Origin of the sequence: Streptomyces sp. Y20 (assembly GCF_043195475.1) — a bacterium.
GTDB lineage: Bacteria > Actinomycetota > Actinomycetes > Streptomycetales > Streptomycetaceae > Streptomyces.
Genome location: NZ_JBIDDP010000016.1, coordinates 26,732 through 42,583, shown reverse-complemented (window position 1 = coordinate 42,583; position 15,852 = coordinate 26,732). Strand labels below are relative to the sequence as shown.

The window sequence follows — 15,852 nt, the reverse complement described above, 5'->3', positions numbered from 1 at the left end:
GACGAGGAAGTCACCGGCTGCCGCCTGCAGCAGGGCCGGCGGGGGGTGTGGGCGGCAGTTCCCCGTCGCTGGTGTGGTAGTGGACGTTGACGCTGCTGCCGGGCCCCAGAGCACCGAAGGCCGAGCCGCCGTCTCGCGCCGTCACATGCTGTATCCACTGCTGCTGAACGGGTGGCAACTGCTGCTGGATGTCGTCGATCAGGGCTCGGAGTTCGCCTTCGCTCTCTGGACGATCGCTCAGGAGGTCGAACAGGTCGTCCTGCCACCTTGCGATCTGGCTGTCACGGACCGCGTCGGCCGAGTCGGCAGGCCCAGCGGCCCGGACGCGTACGGCGCTGCGGTCCAACCGGGCCCGGGTGTCACGTTCCGAGTCACCGCGCCGACCGAACAGCGCCACGGCCCTGTTACGGGCGGATTCCCAGGCGCTGGTGGCCATGGCGGCCACGAGGGTGGTGGCGCCAGTCATTGCCAGTGCTGTCACCGGATCCGACATTGAGCCTCCTGATTCGCGGGTGCAAGGTCTTGCCTACCGTAGGGGCTCTGTCGCCCGGAGAGGCGGCCGCGCGGTTGCAGTCGGCGGTACGGAGCACCTGCGGGGAGCGGACCCGCGGCGCATGGATCCACCGCGGTGCTTGTCGCCGAGGCCTCGGTGGGCTCACGCGGCGCTGGAATCGGTCGGCCGCTGCGCGCCCTGGGCCGACCGGACACGCTCGTGGTCATGGCGGTGCAGCTCCTGGCGGAGTTGGGCGAGTGTTCGGTGCAGTGTGCTCTTGACGGTTCCAGGTGCCATGCCGAGAGCGGTGGCCGTCTCGTCGGTGGACATCTGTTCCCAATGCCGCAGCACGACGACGCTGCGCTGCTGCGGCGTCAGCGTTTTCATGATGCCGATCAGCAGGTCGCGGTCGGCGTGCTGTTCGGTGGAGTCCTCGATGCCCATCTCCGGCAGTTGCTCGGTGGGCAGTTCCTGAAGCTTCCGGGCTCGCCACCACTCGGTGCGCATGTTGATCATGACGCGGCGCAGATAGGCGTCTGCAAGCTGCTTGTCCGCTATGCCCTCCCAGTGGTGGTACGTACGCATGAAGGCGGTCTGCAGAAGGTCCTGGGCGTCGAGCGGATCGGGGACCAGGCGCCTGGCGGTGCGCAGCAACGCGTCGTGCCGCACGCGCACGTACTCTTCGAATTCCAGCACCTCGCCAACGGGCTTACGAGCGTTCATGATCTACTCCTGTTCTGTGGCATGAGCATCCGGGACGTGCCGCGGGGCCGGCGTGGGAAGTCACCGGGCGGGCCGAGAGGCGCCCGCCTGGCGCCCAATGCGGCTCGCCGTCGCCCGGGCGCGAACAGCGGTCGTCTTTGATCACGATGGGCCGATGGCCGGGGCGCTGCGGCAGTTACCCCATAGCAGCGCGGCACTCTGCCGTAGTACCCGAGGCGCCCCATGCCTGCCATGGGGCACCTCGGGGGGTGCGGCGGGCGACTACCAGATGGTGGCCCACCCGGGCGCGCACTTGTCGAAGACCAGGCGGCCCGCGCCGGTCTTGTGGCCCTGGCATTCCTGGACCTGGATGTCGCGGACCGATGAGGCGAAGTTGTAGCCGTCGGAGCCGAGTGCCTTGGAGCTACCGGTCACATCGCGTTCGTAGTGGTGGCCTCCGTCGGCGTATGTGGCCCAGATCTGGAGGATGGCCAGCTTGTGGTCGGACTTGGTGTCCCACAGCTTGCCGGTCAGCTGCACGCGGCCGTCCCCGCGCTTGGAGATGCTCCCGGATGCGTGGGCTCCGCTGACATCCCCCCTCGTGTGCTGGGCGGTCCAGGCCGACTGGATGGAAACGTCGGCCGGCTGGGCATGGGCGGTGGCGGTGCCTGACAGCAGTCCGCTGATCAGGAGGGCCATCGCGGCAAGAGCGGTTTTGGGGATGAGGCGCATGAGCGTTCTCCTCTCGTCTTGGGCCTGTTGCGGCAGGCCGTGAAGGTGACTCAGGTGTGTGGATGTCGATGACGGCTTCACCGTCAGATCGCCCGGCAGGTTCAGAGGCTGTTTGCGTTGAGAGCCTTCTGGAGCTGGGTGGTGGTGGCGGTGTCCCAGGTGTCCTGGGGGGTGAGGCCGAGGCGCTTGTTGAGGGCGGTGACGGTGTCGGGTCCGGTGACGCCGTCGGCGGTGACCTGCAGGTAGGTCTGCAGGGCCGTGACGGTCAGCGGACCGAAGGCGCCGTCGACGTCCAGCCCGGCCGCCGTCCTGCTGTTGAGGGCGCGTTGCAGGGCGGCGCAGGTGGCGGCCCCGAACTGGCCGTCCACGGCGAGCGGTGCGGGGGCCGCGACGAGGGCCTTGGGCTTGATGACACCGCTGCGGCCGGCGAGGGCGGCCTTCATCACGGCGGCGGTGTGGGGCCCGTACTCTCCGTCCACGGTCAGCTTGTGCTTCGACTGGAAGGTGCGGAGGGCCTTGTCGGTGGCGGCGCCGAACTGGCCGTCTACGGTGAGGCCGGCCTTCTGCACGGTGTTCAGGTTCTTCTGCAGGGTCTTGACCGCCTGGCCGGTGGAGCCCTTGCGCAGGATGCCGTCGTGGCTCGGCATGGGGGCCGCGCCGTCGTAGGCGGGGCGGCCGTAGCCGACCACGCAGGCCCGGCCGCGGACCCGGCGGCGGAAGGCGTCGGAGGTGTTGCCCTCCAGGGTGGTGATGGTGCCGTTGGAGTGGACAGCCTCGACCAGGCCGACGTGGTCGATGCCGCTGATGGAGCGGCCGCCGGAGAAGTCGAAGAAGACGACGTCGCCGGGGCGGATGCCGCCCAGACCGTAGTGCCAGCGGCCGTGGCTCTGGAAGGCGCGGGCGTGGGCGGTGGTGAGGGCGAACTTGCCCATGACGGCCTTGAGGTTGTCGGAGTGGGCGGCCTCGTAGCTGATGGACATGTCGCACCACGGGCCGGAGAAGCCGTACCACGAGGTGATGAGGTTGTGGTTGGAGCCGGGCGGGTGCTCGGTGGTGCCGAGCAGCTTGCGGGCGGCGGCGATCATTCCGTTTGCGGTTCCCATGGCAGGTGTCAGAGCTCCATGTCGTCGGGGAGTGCGTCGAGGTCGGAGGTGACCTCGGTGGCGGGGTCCTGGCTGACGCCGGTCTGGTCGGGGTCGATGTCGAAGACCCCAGCGCCGCCCTGCGGGTACGGCGGCGTCTGTTCGCTCTCGCTCATGAACGCTGGCTCCTTCATTGCTTCATTCGGGTGGTGGGCCGCCTGGCCACGTGTGTGTGCCGGAGGTCCGTTGAGCCGTCCGACAACTGACCGCTGGGCCTGGGCGACCGCCCTGCATCACCGAGTTCAGCGGGTCGGGAATTGAATGGGCAGCCGGTTTCGCCGCCCTGAACAATGGCCGCGCTGCAGGTCACGGGCACGGCGTTGGCGCGGTGGCCAAAGGAGGCGCCTTCGGATTGCGCTCCTGCCACGAGGTTGCGTACCTTGTCCGGCCTCGCGCCGCGTCCACGGGGGAAGCGGGCGGCCAGAGGGGTGAGCTGTCGATGGCGGGACGTCCGGAGAGCCCACTCGATCCCAGCACCGGGCCGGTGGCGCGGTTCGCGGCCGAGTTACGCAAACTCCGGGCGGAGGCCGGAAGCCCGACCTACCGGGTGATGGCGCAGCGCGCGGGTCAGGGGACCAGCACCCTGTCGCAGGCCGCCAGCGGCGAGCGGTTGCCGACCCTGCCCGTCGTGCTGGCCTATGTGAGGGCGTGCGGCGGTCATCCGGAGGAGTGGGAGGAGCGCTGGCGACAGGCGGCCGCTGAAGTAGCGGCGGAACCCCGAACCGAGGATGAGGATGCCGAGCCTCCGTACCGGGGTCTCGCCCGCTTCGAGCCGGGCGACGCTGGCCTGTTCTTCGGCCGGGACCAGCTCACCGACCGCCTGCTCGAACTGACCCGCTCCCGCCGGTTCACCGCCTTGTTCGGCCCGTCGGGCAGCGGCAAGTCCTCCCTGCTGCGGGCCGGCCTCATCCCCCGCCTGCGCACCGCCAACCAGTCCGGTCCGCAGCCGGCCGCATTACGCGTCCTCACCCCCGGCGAACACCCGCTGCGAACCCACGAGCAGCGGCTGACCCCGAAAGACGTCGACGGCGACACGTGGCTGATCGTGGACCAGTTCGAAGAGCTCTATACCCTCTGCCACGACCCGGCCGAGCGCCCCGAGTTCATCGACCGCCTCCTGACCGCCACCGATCCAGGGAGCAGACTGCGCGTCGTCATAGCCGTACGCGCCGACTTCCTGGGCCGCTGCGCCGAACACTCCCAACTGACCGCGGCTCTGCAGGATGGCACCGTGCTCGCCGGGCCGATGAGCCGCGACGAACTGCGCGAGGCCATCGTCAGACCAGCACAGGCCGCCGGGCTGATCGTGGAACGCGGACTGACGACGCGCATTCTCAACGAGGTCGAAGGGGAACCCGGGGCCCTGCCGCTGATGTCCCACGTCCTGCGCGAGACCTGGCGGCGCCGCCGCGGCCGGGCGCTGACCGAGGAGGCGTACGAGGCCGCGGGCGGCGTCCACGGTGCCATCGCCCAGACCGCCGAGGACGTCTACGCCGGGCTCTCCGCCGAGCTCGCCCAGCTCGCCCGCCTCGTCCTGCTGCGGCTGATAGCCCCCGGCGAGGGAGCACAGGACACCCGCCGCCCCGTCGACCGCTCCGAGCTCGACTTCGTACCCGGTCCGACGAGCGCCGCGCACGCCCCTGTGGCGGCGGCGGACGTGTCCTTGGTCCTGGACCGGCTGGCCCGCGCTCGTCTGATCACCCTCGACCAGGACACCGTCGACCTCGCCCACGAGGCGCTGATCACCGCCTGGCCGCGGCTGTCGGGCTGGATCGACGAAAAACGCGAACAGCTGCGGGTGCACCGGCGGCTGACCGAGGCGGCCCGCACCTGGGACGAACTCGGCCGCGACCCGGGAGCCCTGTACCGCGGCACCCGGCTCGCGGCGGCCCGGGAGCAGCTCTCCGGGGCCTCGCTCACCCCGTTGGAACGGGCGTTCCTCAACGCGAGCAGCGCCGCGCGCCAGGGTGAGCGCCGCCGCAGGCGCGGACTCGTCGGCGCCTTCGCGGTGCTGGTCGTGCTCGCGCTCGTCGCCGGGGCCGTGGCCTGGCAGCAGAACCGCACCAGCGACCGCCGCCGCGTGGAGGCAGAGGCCCGCCGCACAGCCGCGGTCGCCGACAGCATGCGGTTCTCCGACCCGGTCACCGCGATGCGTCTCAGCGTGGCCGCATGGCGGCTGGCCGACGCGACGGAGACACGGTCGGCGCTGATCGGAGCGGTGGCACAACGGGAGTTGGACGTGTTCGCGGTGCCGGGGGCCGACGCTGGCTTCGACGGCTCCGACAACGCGACGCGCCGGCTGACGGCGGACGGCAGATCGGTGGTATCCGTCACGGCGGACCGCGTCCGGATCTGGGACCTGCGCACACGACGGCTCACGCTCTCCGCGCCCGGCCCCGGAAAGCTGATGGCCGACGGAACTTCGGCCGTGGTCGGCCCCGACGGCCGCACCCTCGCGCTGCCGACGATGGAGGACGGCATCAAGCTGTGGGACGTACGGTCCGCACGGGTGACGAGGACCCTCGCCAACGTCGAGGCGATGGACCCCGACCACACAGGCCTGCCGCCGGCCGGATCGTCCCACACGGCGTCCTGACGCGGCGCGAGGTGCCCCGTGGCCCGCCGGTAGAAGCGCAGCGCGGCGAGCTTGTTCTCCCACGCCTCCTCACCCGGCTCCCACACCATCCCGGCCTCCGGCGCGTCCAGCAGCGTCTTGCGCCGCTGTGACGGAGCAGTCCGCACGATCCTCAAGCACACCCTGCCCGTTCCCGCCGCTTGGGTCGCCGACCGGCGCCGCGAACACCACGCCCCTGCTGCCTGGCACAAGCACGCCCTGCTCGCCGACCTCGTCCTGCTCCCGTCCGCTGACCCGGCCGCGGCCACGCAATTCGGCCGCCACAGCCTGCGTCTGGACCCCTCACTCGGTCTGGTCCACCAGGCCGACTGAGCCGGCCCGCTGCACAGCCCACCGGTGGCAGCAGGGCGCCGCACCCGTTCTCGCCCCTCGAGAGGCGCATAGACCCAAAGCAAGTCAGCCGAAGGCTGAACGAGTTGAGAATCCTCAATTTTGAATTGAACAGGTCAAAAAAGGTGAACCACCAGTAAGTAAACGATAGATCGGTGGTGTGGGCGGGTGTTCGCATCGGTCTAATATGTAAATGCGAAGGCGCGGTCAGTCCGTCGCTGTTTCGCCCTCCTGCGCTGCTGCGCTGTCGAGCACTACACCCCAGGTGCCCGCGCACGGCCGCTGACGGCCCCGTCGGCGTGGCTTGACTAGGCCCAACGCCCCTACCTGGCTCGCTCCTTGAAGCTTGTTGCCCGTACGCGTCCCACCTTCACGCCTCCGCGATCTGATACCAGGCAGACCAGCCGAGCGCTCCCTATTTTCGCTAAATGCTTCTCTCAGCTGCCCTGGTCCAGCATGCATTTGGAGTTTCCTCGTGACCGCGCCGTCCTACCTCACTGACAAAGAGGGATGGATTCCCATCCTTTCCACGGCGGGTGCCAGGAAAGCCTGGGCTTGCGCGAGGTGATGCTGCGCGCTCACGACATCGAAGACCTCGCCCTGCCATTACCCCCGGCGGCCTCCGCCGCGCTTCGCGTGCTCACCGCGATCACTGCCCGAGTGACAAAGCTCGATGATCCGCAGATGAGCGCGGGGGAGTGGTCCGCCCGCCGCCGAAATCTACTGAAAGAGCCCACCGGCTTCGACACCGCTGCCGTCCACACCTACTTCAACCAGTACACCTGGGACGTGTTCCATCCCGTCCGGCCCTTCCTGCAAGACCCCAGGCTGGCCGTGCAGTGCGAGGAGCGGGCCGGAGTCAACCAGCTGGTCTACGGCCGCCCGGAGGGCAACAACCTGGCCTGGCTCAGCCCCCACAGTGACACCGACCCGCAGCCGGTACCCACCAAGCACGCCCTGTGGCACCTGCTCATCCACCACATCTACGGCGCCGCCGGCAAATTGCCCGTGCGCACCGTCAACGGACAGCGCATCAGCAAGGCCAAGGCCGGGCCCTTACGCTCCACCCTCTCCTTCCACCCGCTGGGCCGCACCCTGTACGAAACCCTTCTGGCCGGCCTGCCCAAGCCGACCGAGGACTGGCGCGGCGCCGGGGACTACTGCCCCTGGGAGGAACCGCACCTGCCCGACCCGCTGGCCACCCTGCCGCCCGTGACCTGGCCCGGACGGCTGCTGACCGGCCGCTCCCGCCACGCCGTCCTCCTCATCCCCGCCCCCGACGGCCGTCACGTCACCGATGCCTATCTCAGCTGGTCAACCCAGGAGAGACTGCCGGCCGCCGATCCGTTCCTGATCCACCACATCGACACCAGCAAGCCCATCACCGAACGGCACACGCCCCGTCGCGCGGACGCCGACCGCGCCCTGTGGCGCGACCTGGACGCCTTGCTGCTCGCCGGTGACCAAGAGCCCAGCGTCCAACGCCCCGAGGCATTCACCACCCTCAACGACCTGCCGCCCGAGCTGCGTGCCCAACTCCGCGTCCGGGTCCACGGCTTCGACCAGGATGGCGAAACCGAAAACCGCACCTGGTACACGGCCCTGACCCCGCTGATCTGGCCCTGGACGCAGTAGCACGACCCGCGCACGGCCGAGTGGATCGCCGAATGCCGCAAGGAGCACAGGAGACGACGGCGGAGTCCATGACACCGGGGAGCGCGATCATGGCGGCGGCCGTCACGGCCGGACTGCCGTCCACGTCGGCGATCACACTCGTATAGCTGGCGGCGTGCAGCGAGTTGTCGTGCGGGCCCGCCTGCCACCGGGCCGCGGGAAGATGGCCGCCGCGCCGCTGGGACAGCATCGTGACCGCACCGGCCAGCGCACTGAACGGCAGCTGCTGCTCAAGATCCCGGCGCCGTGCGGTGGTGATCTCCAAGGCGGAGGCGTCGGCCCACGGAAGCGTCACCAGGGCGCGCAGGCGCAGCTGCGGCGGTGGCACCTGGCTCGTCCACCGACGCGCGCGCCGGGTCTGCTCGAGACCGAAGCGCACGGCGGGCTTTCACCGCCATCCACCCGTCTGCGAACGCACCAGACGGCCAGCACCCCACCTGCCGCCCTCCAGGTCCACCCGCACGGCGTCGGCGGCCACCACCCACGCCCGCCCGTCCTCGCCCGCTCCCGCCGGTATGGGGTAGCCGACCGCCGCCAGCGGATCCCCGCCGACATCGTTCCGGCCAGCGGTGACCACTGCCTTCCACACGGGCGCGGCGACCACGACCGGCGGGTGCGGAGGAGCCACACACAGCACCCATCCCGGCTCCCCATCTCGGGCGTGGCCCAGATCCTGCACCGCAGCCACCCCGTGACGGTACGCCTCACCCACCGGAGCTCCCAGGCCCGCGCCGGCAAGTTCCTCGTACGCCTCGCGCATCTCCCGTTCCCACTCGGGCAGGCCCTGCCCCACGCGCACGGCGGCCGGACCCGGTGAGTGGGCGACGGCGTCGCGCAGGAGCTTCGACAGCGTCTCGGCGGTGGGCATACCGGAGGCGGCGACACCCGCGGAGAGCAGACGCTGGATCTCGGAGCGCGCGAGCCAGTGGGTCCCGTCAGCCTCACGCATGGGCACCGCGACCGTGTCGGTGCGCGGCGCACCCGGCTTGCCGACCGGCGCCGCGACGACGAACAGGGTGCCCGCCTGCTGCGCCGGGATGTCGATGTAGAGCACGCAGGCGCCCTGCTGGTCGTCGGACCACTCCACGCTGACCCCGCGCGGAGCAGGGGTGACGTGCGCGCGGATCAACTTGCGGATCCGGTCGCGGTCGACCGAGGCGCGGTCGACCGGGATGATCCGGTCGAGGATCTCCACGTCGTCCACCACGCGTGTGCCGATGCCCAGCACGAGGACACCACCACCCCCGTTGGCGAAGGCGCAAACGTCCTTGGCGAGTTCCTCCACCGCGCGCGGGTCGCGCGGGTCGTACGGCACGGACTTGGCGTCCAGCCACTGACCCTCCGGCTGCTCCAGCAGCAGATCGGGCTTCTGCGCGCGCAGCGCAGCACGGACGGCTTCGAGATCCATCGTCGACATCCCGGAAGTATCCTGGTCAGAACCTGCCCACCCGACCGATTCTCCAACTCCGCACGGCCGAGAGCACCAGGCCCCCGGCCCCGGCCGCTGCGTCCGGTGCTTCTCCTGCGCCCGGCGTAACGAGGACCGATGTCCGCCTGTACGCCCGGCACGCCGTGGCTAATCGTCCCTCGATCGTCAATCTTCTTCCTCCTCCTCGTCGGCGCCGTCGACGGAAACAGGATGAAGCGACACCCCGACCGCTATGCGCGCCTGCCGGAACTCCTCGTCCACTGCGCCCTGCAGCCTGTACATGTTGCGGAGCAGCGGAACCGGCCAGCCGGCTTCACGCAAAACCGCATCCTCAATCACCCCGGCCGTAGCTGCCCAGGCTCGAAGACCGCGCAGCGCGGCCTCCGCCGCTGCGGCGGTCATATTCGCCGTATACACCAGCCACCCATCCCCGGCGAGTTCCTCGCTGAGGGAACACTCGGGGCTTCCCATGGATGCCCCGAGTGGCTTGTCCGTCCCAACGACCAGGAAACGGCCGCCATCCATGCGGGCAAGAACCAGCACAACCCGGGACTCGTCCGCCTGAGCTTGCACTTCGCCGGCCGCCGCAATCACCCGGCCCCACAGGTCCGCTGCCGACACCTCGTCGAGGTTCACCGTCTCGCTCTGGCCGCCCTGTGGCATACGGTCTGCGGGCATGCGCGCGTTCACCCCGTCGACCTTGAGCTGCCGAAGGACGGACCGCTCCACCTGCCGCGCGGCCTCCCGGGAGGGCAGCAGCACAGCGCGGTACAGGTGCCAGCCCTGGCTCCGGTGCTGATCGATCCGCGCGGCATCCAAGCCAGCGATCCCCACCTTCCCGACCCCGGTGGCGCTATGCGTGACCACGTAAACGTGCGTGGGTGTCTCGATCATGCGGTCATCTCCGTCCGGACCGACCCACACAGCCCGGCATGGTCGGCCAGGTGGATGTCCAACGTGCCAGAACTACCCAGGGGCGCACCCCTCTCAGCGGTCGTCCACCAGTTCGTGGGCGGCTACCTGGCCCGGACCACGCCGCTGACGGTCACCGGAGAGCGCCACGATCCGGTGTACCGGCAGCGCGACGGCCGGGTGGCCGCCGGTGGGGGAGAAGCCCACCCGGCCGGTATCGGCCTCGAAGTACGTCACGTGCCGTACAGGCGGTGCAGCCCCGTGTCCGGCCGCCTCCCGCACTCGACGTCCACCCACAGCGTCCAGTCCCGCAACCAGTGGATAGGCAGCTCCGCCAGTTCCGCCGCCGCGGCGCCAGGATGCCCGTCGTCCGGGACCCAGGCGTACGCGCCGCGGCCGCCAACTGCCGCCCCTGTCGCCGTACCTTCCCGTCAGCGGCCACCGCATCGCAAGCCCCGCTAACCGACGTCGCCTCGCCGGCAGCAGGGGCCGCCGCACGCCAGCCGGCCAGTGCCGCCTCCGACCGCGCCAGCATCCCCGCCCAGGCCTGCCGCAGCTGCCGGGCACCCGCATCGAGCACGATAAAATGGAATCGCCGAAAGCGGACCCGTTGGGCACGTCAGTGCAGTACTTCGACGTCTCTTACGAACCATTGCCTAACACGATACGATGATGATGTGCGTAGGCAAATAGGGCCGCTTCCGTCCGTGAGTTGACTCTTATTTTGGCCATGATCTTGGTGAGGTGGGCCTTGGTCGTGCGCTCGGCAATGCCCAGTTCGGTCCCGATCTCGCGGTTGGAAGCCCCGTGGGACAGCACCAAAAGGACTTCACGCTCACGAGGTGTGAGATCACGGATGGCTGATGGGTTCCCTGGCGCCGGCGGCTGGAACTGCAACGCCGTGTCCAGTTGTACGTGATCTTCCCTTGCTTCTGTTGAAAACTCCTCAAGCACAGCTACCCGGCCCCTCTCTGTGCCTATGTAGGTGTCCCGATCAGGACCCAGCCCTGGGGACCTTGCGTGCGTCCGCGCGTTCAACGTGAGTTGATGGCGCCATGAGCAATCTGGCCAGATCGGCAGCGGCTGGATTCAGATGTCGCGTGCACCACCTTCTGACTGGTTTACATGAAACCGGTAAATGATTGATGAACGGCTTCGTTGCGACTTCACCCATTGGTCGAAGGGGCACCGCAAGAAAGTCCCAGACCGACAATCCTGGCGTGTTCCTTGCCGTCCGCGGATCCACAATTCGAGGGCGTCGGCGAGGTCCGCCACCGTGCCGAACCACCCGAGCGGAGCTGGCCCAGGACGTGCCGGCATGGCTCCGGCTCGTACAGCCGGTACCGCTAGACGACCTCGCGGTGCGCCGTGTGCGGCGAGGATGCGCTCGCAGCCCGCCCGGATCTCGGCCGGACGGGTCAGGCCGATCCGTACGGCTTCGATGCCGTCCCCGCCCTGTCCGGCGGCCGCGCAGGCCGCCCGTTCATCGCCCCGGTATAGGGCGACGACGTGGTAACCGAGGGCGCTGAGCCGCCTGGACAGCTCCAGTCCGATGCCGCGGGTGCCGCCGCTCACCACGGCCGTACGGACGTCCGTCTCAGAACGGCCGGTCACCGGCGATGGCCGCACGGTCCACGACACAGCGGTGGGGGCAGCAATCGGACTCGGTGTAGTGCTGCACTGCGCGGTTGTCCCAGAACACCACGTCTCCCGGCCGCCAGCGGAAACGAACCTGGTACTCGGGGTATTGGATCTGCCGGAACAGGTAGCGCAGCAGTTCCTCGCTCTCCGCGGGCTCCAGCCCCTCGATGTGTGTGGTGAAAATGGAAGTGACGAAGAGGCTCTTGCGTCCTGTCCGGGGGTGGGTTCGTACCACCGGATGGGCGACCGGTGGGAACAACTCCTGAAAGTGACCGCGCTGTTCGTCCGTCAGCAGGTCGCGTTAGTTCGCCGACGGTGTGAAGTCGTGCACCGCCCGCAGGCCCTCCAGACGGCTCTTCACCTCCTCGGGCAGGTTGTCGTAGGCGGTGTCGGTGTCGGCGAAGAGCGTGTCGCCCCCGGCCACGGGCATCTCCACCATCCGCAGGACCGCACCGAGCGGCGGGTGGGGGATCCAGTGGAAGTCGTGATGCCAGACGTTCTCGAAGCCGGGGTTGGCAGCCCCCTTCTCCAGACGGACGACGTCCTGGGAGGCACCCTTGGGCAGGAACGGATGCTGGTCGATCTCGCCCCAGTTGACGGCGGAGGCCCGCTGCTGGTCGTGGGTGAGTTCCTGCCGGCGGAAGAACAGGACCTATTCCACTCCAGCAGGGCGCGGTCCAGTTCCTCGAAGAGCTCTGGGGTCAGCCGTCCGGACAGGTCCAGCCCCTCGATCTCCGCACCCAGCAGTGGGCCGTAGGGGCGCGACGGCATCCAGGAGACCGTGCCAGCACGCCGCCGCCCTGCTCAACTCCGAGATAGCAGCCTGGGCGACGCCGCAGAAGTACATCCCTGAATCCAGCCCGCGCAGTTCGTCACCTCCACCGACACAACCTTCGTGTCTAGCAATGACGGAGGCGGCGGCACCATCGCGCTGATCGCGATGTGCGTGGACTCGGAGATGCGCGCCGCGTCCGCCCAGGCCGCGCGCGCCGACGGATGGCTCGACCCGCCCATTCCGGCGATCCTCAATGAGACTGCCAATTTGTACAAGATCAGCGACCTGCAATTCGACCGTCAGGGCCAGAGGGTCTGACGTGGCGCAGGCATGGACGCCATGTGGTCCGCCTCGACCGTCAAGGTCATCGGCAGCGGTGTCGACGTCCCCGACTTCGCCGACAAACTCAGCCGTCTGATCGGCGACCACGACGCCACGGGGGTATGCACGCCGCCCTCCTCGACCTGCGCCCCTGGTACCAGGAACCCGGCGCCAGAACGGTCCCCGGTTTTCGGCCGCGCGTCGAAGGTAATCACCGCCCGTGCTATCGCGAAGCGCGCCCCGATGCAGTCCGAATTCGGACCGGCGGCATGAGCCCGTCCCGCCTGTGCCTGGTGCCCCTCCGCTCCCGCGACGCTAGGTAATTCTCCGCCCCGGCATCGGCATCACCCACCGCCCGCCGGACAGGCGCACAGCGGATACGACATCGCCTCCGGCGCCTGCTCCCAGGGGTTGCCGTATTGCTCCCTCTCGCGGCTGTGCCAGGAAACCGCGCCGCCCACTGCCGACTGTGGACGCCGCCCCGGCTGCTTGTTGAAGGCGGCATCCATGGCAGTGATCTGTTGAGGTGTGCCCCCAGCAGTCGGACGAGGCCGTCCATGCCGGTCAGCCGGCGGCTTGTGGGAGGTTGCGTGCGTGTCGCCGGAGGCCAAGGTGTTCAGCCCAGTTTGTCCGCCGACCGACCGCCACCGGGTGGGTGGGTGTCCCACCAAAGCTTGAGTTGGAGCGTCAGCCCGTTGCCCGCGGCTCGGACATCCTCCCAGGCAGGCGGGTCCTGGAAGAAGCCGTGCGACAGGTGATCCTTGCACTCCAGGCGCACCTTCCAGTGCTCACCGCGTGGGCCGATGTCCGTGATACCACGAGTGCGGCCGTGCCCGTACAGTTCCACTTCCAAGACGTACGAGCCCTTGTAGGGGGTTGCCTCAAGGCCGGTGACCTCGACCCAGTCATGCTCGCCGAAAACTTCAGACCCGAAGTCGTGCAGTCCCATGAGGAAGGGAGTGAGAAGGTCGATGATGTGAGTGGTCTTCATGACTTATCAGCACTTCTTTGATGCCACGCCGATCTTGCCGGGGTTAATGTATGCAGTGACGATACCCTGCGGGTTGATGTGGGGGTTCCTGCCCATCTTGCCGGGGTTTGTAACGACCTTGAACCGGCTCTTCGGAGGGCACTGCTTGAGGATGTCGTCGTAGATCCTTGCTCCTGGCATGTCGACGGTGATCGACCCGGACTGGATGGTGTTCGCTATCTTACGGTCAAACGCTTTGGACCAGCGGCCCTTCTTCGTCAGGTGCCGGTAACCCCACGTGGAAGAGCCGCAGCGTAGGACGACGACGGCCTTCGGGCCGATTTTGGGCCCCCGGGTGTAGGTGCGGACAACCTTCGACTGGGCCGCGTGGGCGCACGGGTCCTTCTTGAGCTGTGCCGCGGTTGACAGTCCGGCATGGCCGATGTCGCGGGCCGACCCGGGGGCGGCGGCGCTGGTAACCCCGATGACGGCAAGGGCAGTTGCGGTGAGCATGTGTCGCGCTGTAGCAAGCATGTCTTTCTCTCACTTTAGGGAAACGTGCGAAACCAGGAGGGTTTCGACGAGCTTATGCACCACAACACTTCGACCGCTATTGCCCTTTCGGGCACCACTCGCTGATTTGAGCCACTCCGCTACGGCGATTGCCAACGGCTAGTGCTCCAGCAGGATTTCGCTGTCTGAGCTGGTCTTTTCGGGGGTGGCGGGAGTGTAGCGGGGCTTCGGTCGTGCGGGGGCGGTCTCACGGGGACCGCCCCTCGATCGTGAGACAACGCCGCAGGTAGTGACAGCGGCGGGCGACTGCTTGGCGTTGGCGGCGCCAGTTCGACCAGCTCAGCGCGCGGTGTCGTCCGCGGTGTCCGCTCAGGTGCGGGGGCCGTGCACGACAAGCTGCCAGGAGTCGCCGAACCTCCGCCACTGTGAGACCGACGGCCCCGGGTGTCTCACCTGTTCCGCCCCCTTTTCCCAGGGTTGGTGTGCCGTAGCGGCCAGGAAAGCGTGAGCGAGCATGGCCAAAGTGATGTGCTGATACCAGCCCACGTAGCGGCGGACCTCGTACTGATCCAGGCCGCACTCGTTCTTCGCGGCCTGGAAACACTTCTCGATCGCCCAGCGCGCCCCGGCGACCCGCACCGACTCCTGGAGGGTGTGCTGAAGGGGTGCTAGAGGTTGTCCCGTAACTGCTGGTGAGGGGTGAGATAATCTTGCCGTGGCTGGTGTGATCACGGCGTCGGAGCCCTCGTGGATAGGTGGCGTACCGAACTCCTGCACCACCACTTCTCACCCGACCTGCTGTGCGGCGACCGCTCCACCGCCCCCGTCCTCAGCCCACCCGGCATGGACCCCATCCACTCCCACATCGTCCACCAGCAGCATCTCGAGATCGGCACCGTCCCCCTGCCCACCTTCTCCCTGGTCGGCCAGCTACGGCAGCTCACCTCACTGCTGTGACCAGCACGCGCGTGTGGTGTCACTCGCCATCCGGCTCGTGGCCGACACTTGGGAAACGCCGCAAGAATGCTTCAGCCGGGGCGGGCCGGCCACCCGCCCCGCCTGGCATGACTGCTTGCGCCTCGGCACCCGCGAACTCCACCAGGTTGCACTCTTGTGTCGGCGAGGAGGACGACATGTCCGTGCAGCCGGGCGACCACGGAGCACCCCCGCGTCGGCGGGGAGGACATGCCCGACCCGTACATGGAGTCGGCGACCGTCGGAACACCCACGCGTCGGCGGGCAGGACAGGAACAGCGCTGTGAGGAGGAAGGACGTCGCCGGAACACCCCCGCGTCGGCCAGCCGGGTCCGCGTGACCAGCCCGGCAGGAACGTCGCTCCAGCGCTCGTACCGCCGGACCTCAGCCGTACCGATCCCGTCCGCAGCAGCGGCACCTTCCGCCGCCCGCTCCTCACCCGTCACGCGCGTACCGTCGACTACAGCAACTACTGAATTCGTGGCGCTCAGAGTTCGTAACACGATCACGATCCGGGCTTCTTGAGGCGTGTCCACGCACATGCGGGTCGTTGGCGGTGCGCGCTCCGAAGGCGCGATGTCCTTGGGAGCGCGCGGCAGGGGTTCGGG

The 15,852-nt window shown here is 68.7% G+C and carries 16 protein-coding genes and 3 pseudogenes; 5 read left to right on the top strand and 14 right to left on the bottom strand.

Annotated elements, in window-relative coordinates:
* Window positions 1-10 precede the first annotated feature (10 nt).
* The 5 genes from ACGFT1_RS30715 to ACGFT1_RS30695 all read right to left on the bottom strand — a co-directional run bounded on the left by ACGFT1_RS30715 (window position 11) and on the right by ACGFT1_RS30695 (window position 3,185).
* A complete protein-coding gene (locus ACGFT1_RS30715) occupies window positions 11-466 on the bottom strand; it encodes a hypothetical protein (protein ID WP_373912251.1) in 456 nt (151 codons plus the stop codon).
* A gap of 189 nt (window positions 467-655) precedes the next feature.
* Window positions 656-1,216: a SigE family RNA polymerase sigma factor gene (locus ACGFT1_RS30710; RefSeq protein ID WP_373912250.1), complete on the bottom strand. Its 561-nt coding sequence runs from the start codon at window positions 1,214-1,216 to the stop codon at window positions 656-658.
* 261 nt (window positions 1,217-1,477) lie between these two features.
* A complete protein-coding gene (locus tag ACGFT1_RS30705) occupies window positions 1,478-1,927 on the bottom strand; it encodes a hypothetical protein (protein WP_373912249.1) in 450 nt (149 codons plus the stop codon).
* A gap of 101 nt (window positions 1,928-2,028) precedes the next feature.
* Complete coding sequence (locus ACGFT1_RS30700; protein WP_373912248.1) at window positions 2,029-3,030, bottom strand: peptidoglycan-binding protein; 1,002 nt, start codon at window positions 3,028-3,030, stop codon at window positions 2,029-2,031.
* Window positions 3,031-3,038: 8 nt separating this feature from the next.
* Window positions 3,039-3,185 carry a hypothetical protein gene (locus ACGFT1_RS30695; protein ID WP_373912247.1) on the bottom strand — a complete coding sequence of 49 codons (147 nt, stop codon included), beginning with the start codon at window positions 3,183-3,185 and terminating at the stop codon, window positions 3,039-3,041.
* 323 nt (window positions 3,186-3,508) lie between these two features.
* Here ACGFT1_RS30695 and ACGFT1_RS30690 point away from each other — a divergent pair, with 323 nt between their 5' ends.
* The 3 genes from ACGFT1_RS30690 to casA all read left to right on the top strand — a co-directional run bounded on the left by ACGFT1_RS30690 (window position 3,509) and on the right by casA (window position 7,669).
* Entirely contained in the window at window positions 3,509-5,665 is a 2,157-nt protein-coding gene (locus ACGFT1_RS30690; protein ID WP_373912246.1) for a hypothetical protein, read from the top strand.
* 117 nt (window positions 5,666-5,782) lie between these two features.
* Window positions 5,783-6,016, top strand: a complete 234-nt coding sequence (locus ACGFT1_RS30685) for a hypothetical protein (protein ID WP_393734362.1) — start codon at window positions 5,783-5,785, stop codon at window positions 6,014-6,016.
* 528 nt (window positions 6,017-6,544) lie between these two features.
* Window positions 6,545-7,669, top strand: a complete 1,125-nt coding sequence (gene casA / locus ACGFT1_RS30680; RefSeq protein ID WP_373912244.1) for a type I-E CRISPR-associated protein Cse1/CasA — start codon at window positions 6,545-6,547, stop codon at window positions 7,667-7,669.
* Between the two features lie 427 nt (window positions 7,670-8,096).
* Here the strand turns inward: casA and ACGFT1_RS30675 are convergent, their stop codons facing one another.
* From ACGFT1_RS30675 to ACGFT1_RS30650, 6 genes and pseudogenes are all read right to left on the bottom strand, one after another.
* Window positions 8,097-9,125, bottom strand: a complete 1,029-nt coding sequence (locus ACGFT1_RS30675; protein WP_373912243.1) for a helix-turn-helix domain-containing protein — start codon at window positions 9,123-9,125, stop codon at window positions 8,097-8,099.
* Window positions 9,126-9,302: 177 nt separating this feature from the next.
* Window positions 9,303-10,031, bottom strand: a complete 729-nt coding sequence (locus ACGFT1_RS30670; protein WP_373912242.1) for a hypothetical protein — start codon at window positions 10,029-10,031, stop codon at window positions 9,303-9,305.
* A gap of 93 nt (window positions 10,032-10,124) precedes the next feature.
* On the bottom strand, window positions 10,125-10,286 hold the full coding sequence (locus tag ACGFT1_RS30665; RefSeq protein ID WP_373912241.1) for a hypothetical protein: 162 nt from the start codon (window positions 10,284-10,286) through the stop codon (window positions 10,125-10,127).
* Between the two features lie 405 nt (window positions 10,287-10,691).
* Entirely contained in the window at window positions 10,692-11,003 is a 312-nt protein-coding gene (locus ACGFT1_RS30660) for a response regulator transcription factor (protein WP_373912240.1), read from the bottom strand.
* Window positions 11,004-11,138: 135 nt separating this feature from the next.
* A complete protein-coding gene (locus ACGFT1_RS30655) occupies window positions 11,139-11,624 on the bottom strand; it encodes an SDR family NAD(P)-dependent oxidoreductase (protein ID WP_373912239.1) in 486 nt (161 codons plus the stop codon).
* Between the two features lie 22 nt (window positions 11,625-11,646).
* Window positions 11,647-12,339: pseudogene (locus ACGFT1_RS30650) on the bottom strand (TauD/TfdA dioxygenase family protein).
* A gap of 111 nt (window positions 12,340-12,450) precedes the next feature.
* Here ACGFT1_RS30650 and ACGFT1_RS30645 point away from each other — a divergent pair.
* Window positions 12,451-13,059 (top strand): annotated as a pseudogene (locus ACGFT1_RS30645) (hypothetical protein); the annotation flags it as partial.
* A 343-nt stretch (window positions 13,060-13,402) separates the two neighbouring features.
* Here ACGFT1_RS30645 and ACGFT1_RS30640 read toward each other — a convergent pair.
* The 3 genes and pseudogenes from ACGFT1_RS30640 to ACGFT1_RS30630 all read right to left on the bottom strand — a co-directional run.
* Window positions 13,403-13,777: a hypothetical protein gene (locus ACGFT1_RS30640; RefSeq protein ID WP_373912238.1), complete on the bottom strand. Its 375-nt coding sequence runs from the start codon at window positions 13,775-13,777 to the stop codon at window positions 13,403-13,405.
* Window positions 13,778-13,783: 6 nt separating this feature from the next.
* The gene (locus tag ACGFT1_RS30635) at window positions 13,784-14,269 is read right to left on the bottom strand and encodes a hypothetical protein (RefSeq protein WP_373912237.1); all 486 of its coding nucleotides are present in this window, start codon (window positions 14,267-14,269) and stop codon (window positions 13,784-13,786) included.
* Between the two features lie 449 nt (window positions 14,270-14,718).
* Window positions 14,719-14,935, bottom strand: a pseudogene (locus ACGFT1_RS30630) (IS701 family transposase); the annotation flags it as partial.
* Between the two features lie 81 nt (window positions 14,936-15,016).
* On the opposite strand from ACGFT1_RS30630, the gene ACGFT1_RS30625 reads away from it, so the two are divergent.
* Window positions 15,017-15,226 carry a hypothetical protein gene (locus ACGFT1_RS30625; protein ID WP_373912236.1) on the top strand — a complete coding sequence of 70 codons (210 nt, stop codon included), beginning with the start codon at window positions 15,017-15,019 and terminating at the stop codon, window positions 15,224-15,226.
* Window positions 15,227-15,852: the final 626 nt, after the last annotated feature.

Coding starts and splice junctions, on each gene's coding strand:
- ACGFT1_RS30715 (WP_373912251.1), bottom strand. CDS start 466: ATGACTGGCGCCACCACCCTCGTGGCCGCCATGGCCACCAGCGCCTGG.
- ACGFT1_RS30710 (WP_373912250.1), bottom strand. CDS start 1,216: ATGAACGCTCGTAAGCCCGTTGGCGAGGTGCTGGAATTCGAAGAGTAC.
- ACGFT1_RS30705 (WP_373912249.1), bottom strand. CDS start 1,927: ATGCGCCTCATCCCCAAAACCGCTCTTGCCGCGATGGCCCTCCTGATC.
- ACGFT1_RS30700 (WP_373912248.1), bottom strand. CDS start 3,030: ATGGGAACCGCAAACGGAATGATCGCCGCCGCCCGCAAGCTGCTCGGC.
- ACGFT1_RS30695 (WP_373912247.1), bottom strand. CDS start 3,185: ATGAGCGAGAGCGAACAGACGCCGCCGTACCCGCAGGGCGGCGCTGGG.
- ACGFT1_RS30690 (WP_373912246.1), top strand. CDS start 3,509: ATGGCGGGACGTCCGGAGAGCCCACTCGATCCCAGCACCGGGCCGGTG.
- casA (WP_373912244.1), top strand. CDS start 6,545: ATGGATTCCCATCCTTTCCACGGCGGGTGCCAGGAAAGCCTGGGCTTG.
- ACGFT1_RS30675 (WP_373912243.1), bottom strand. CDS start 9,125: ATGTCGACGATGGATCTCGAAGCCGTCCGTGCTGCGCTGCGCGCGCAG.
- ACGFT1_RS30670 (WP_373912242.1), bottom strand. CDS start 10,031: ATGATCGAGACACCCACGCACGTTTACGTGGTCACGCATAGCGCCACC.
- ACGFT1_RS30640 (WP_373912238.1), bottom strand. CDS start 13,777: ATGAAGACCACTCACATCATCGACCTTCTCACTCCCTTCCTCATGGGA.
- ACGFT1_RS30635 (WP_373912237.1), bottom strand. CDS start 14,269: ATGCTCACCGCAACTGCCCTTGCCGTCATCGGGGTTACCAGCGCCGCC.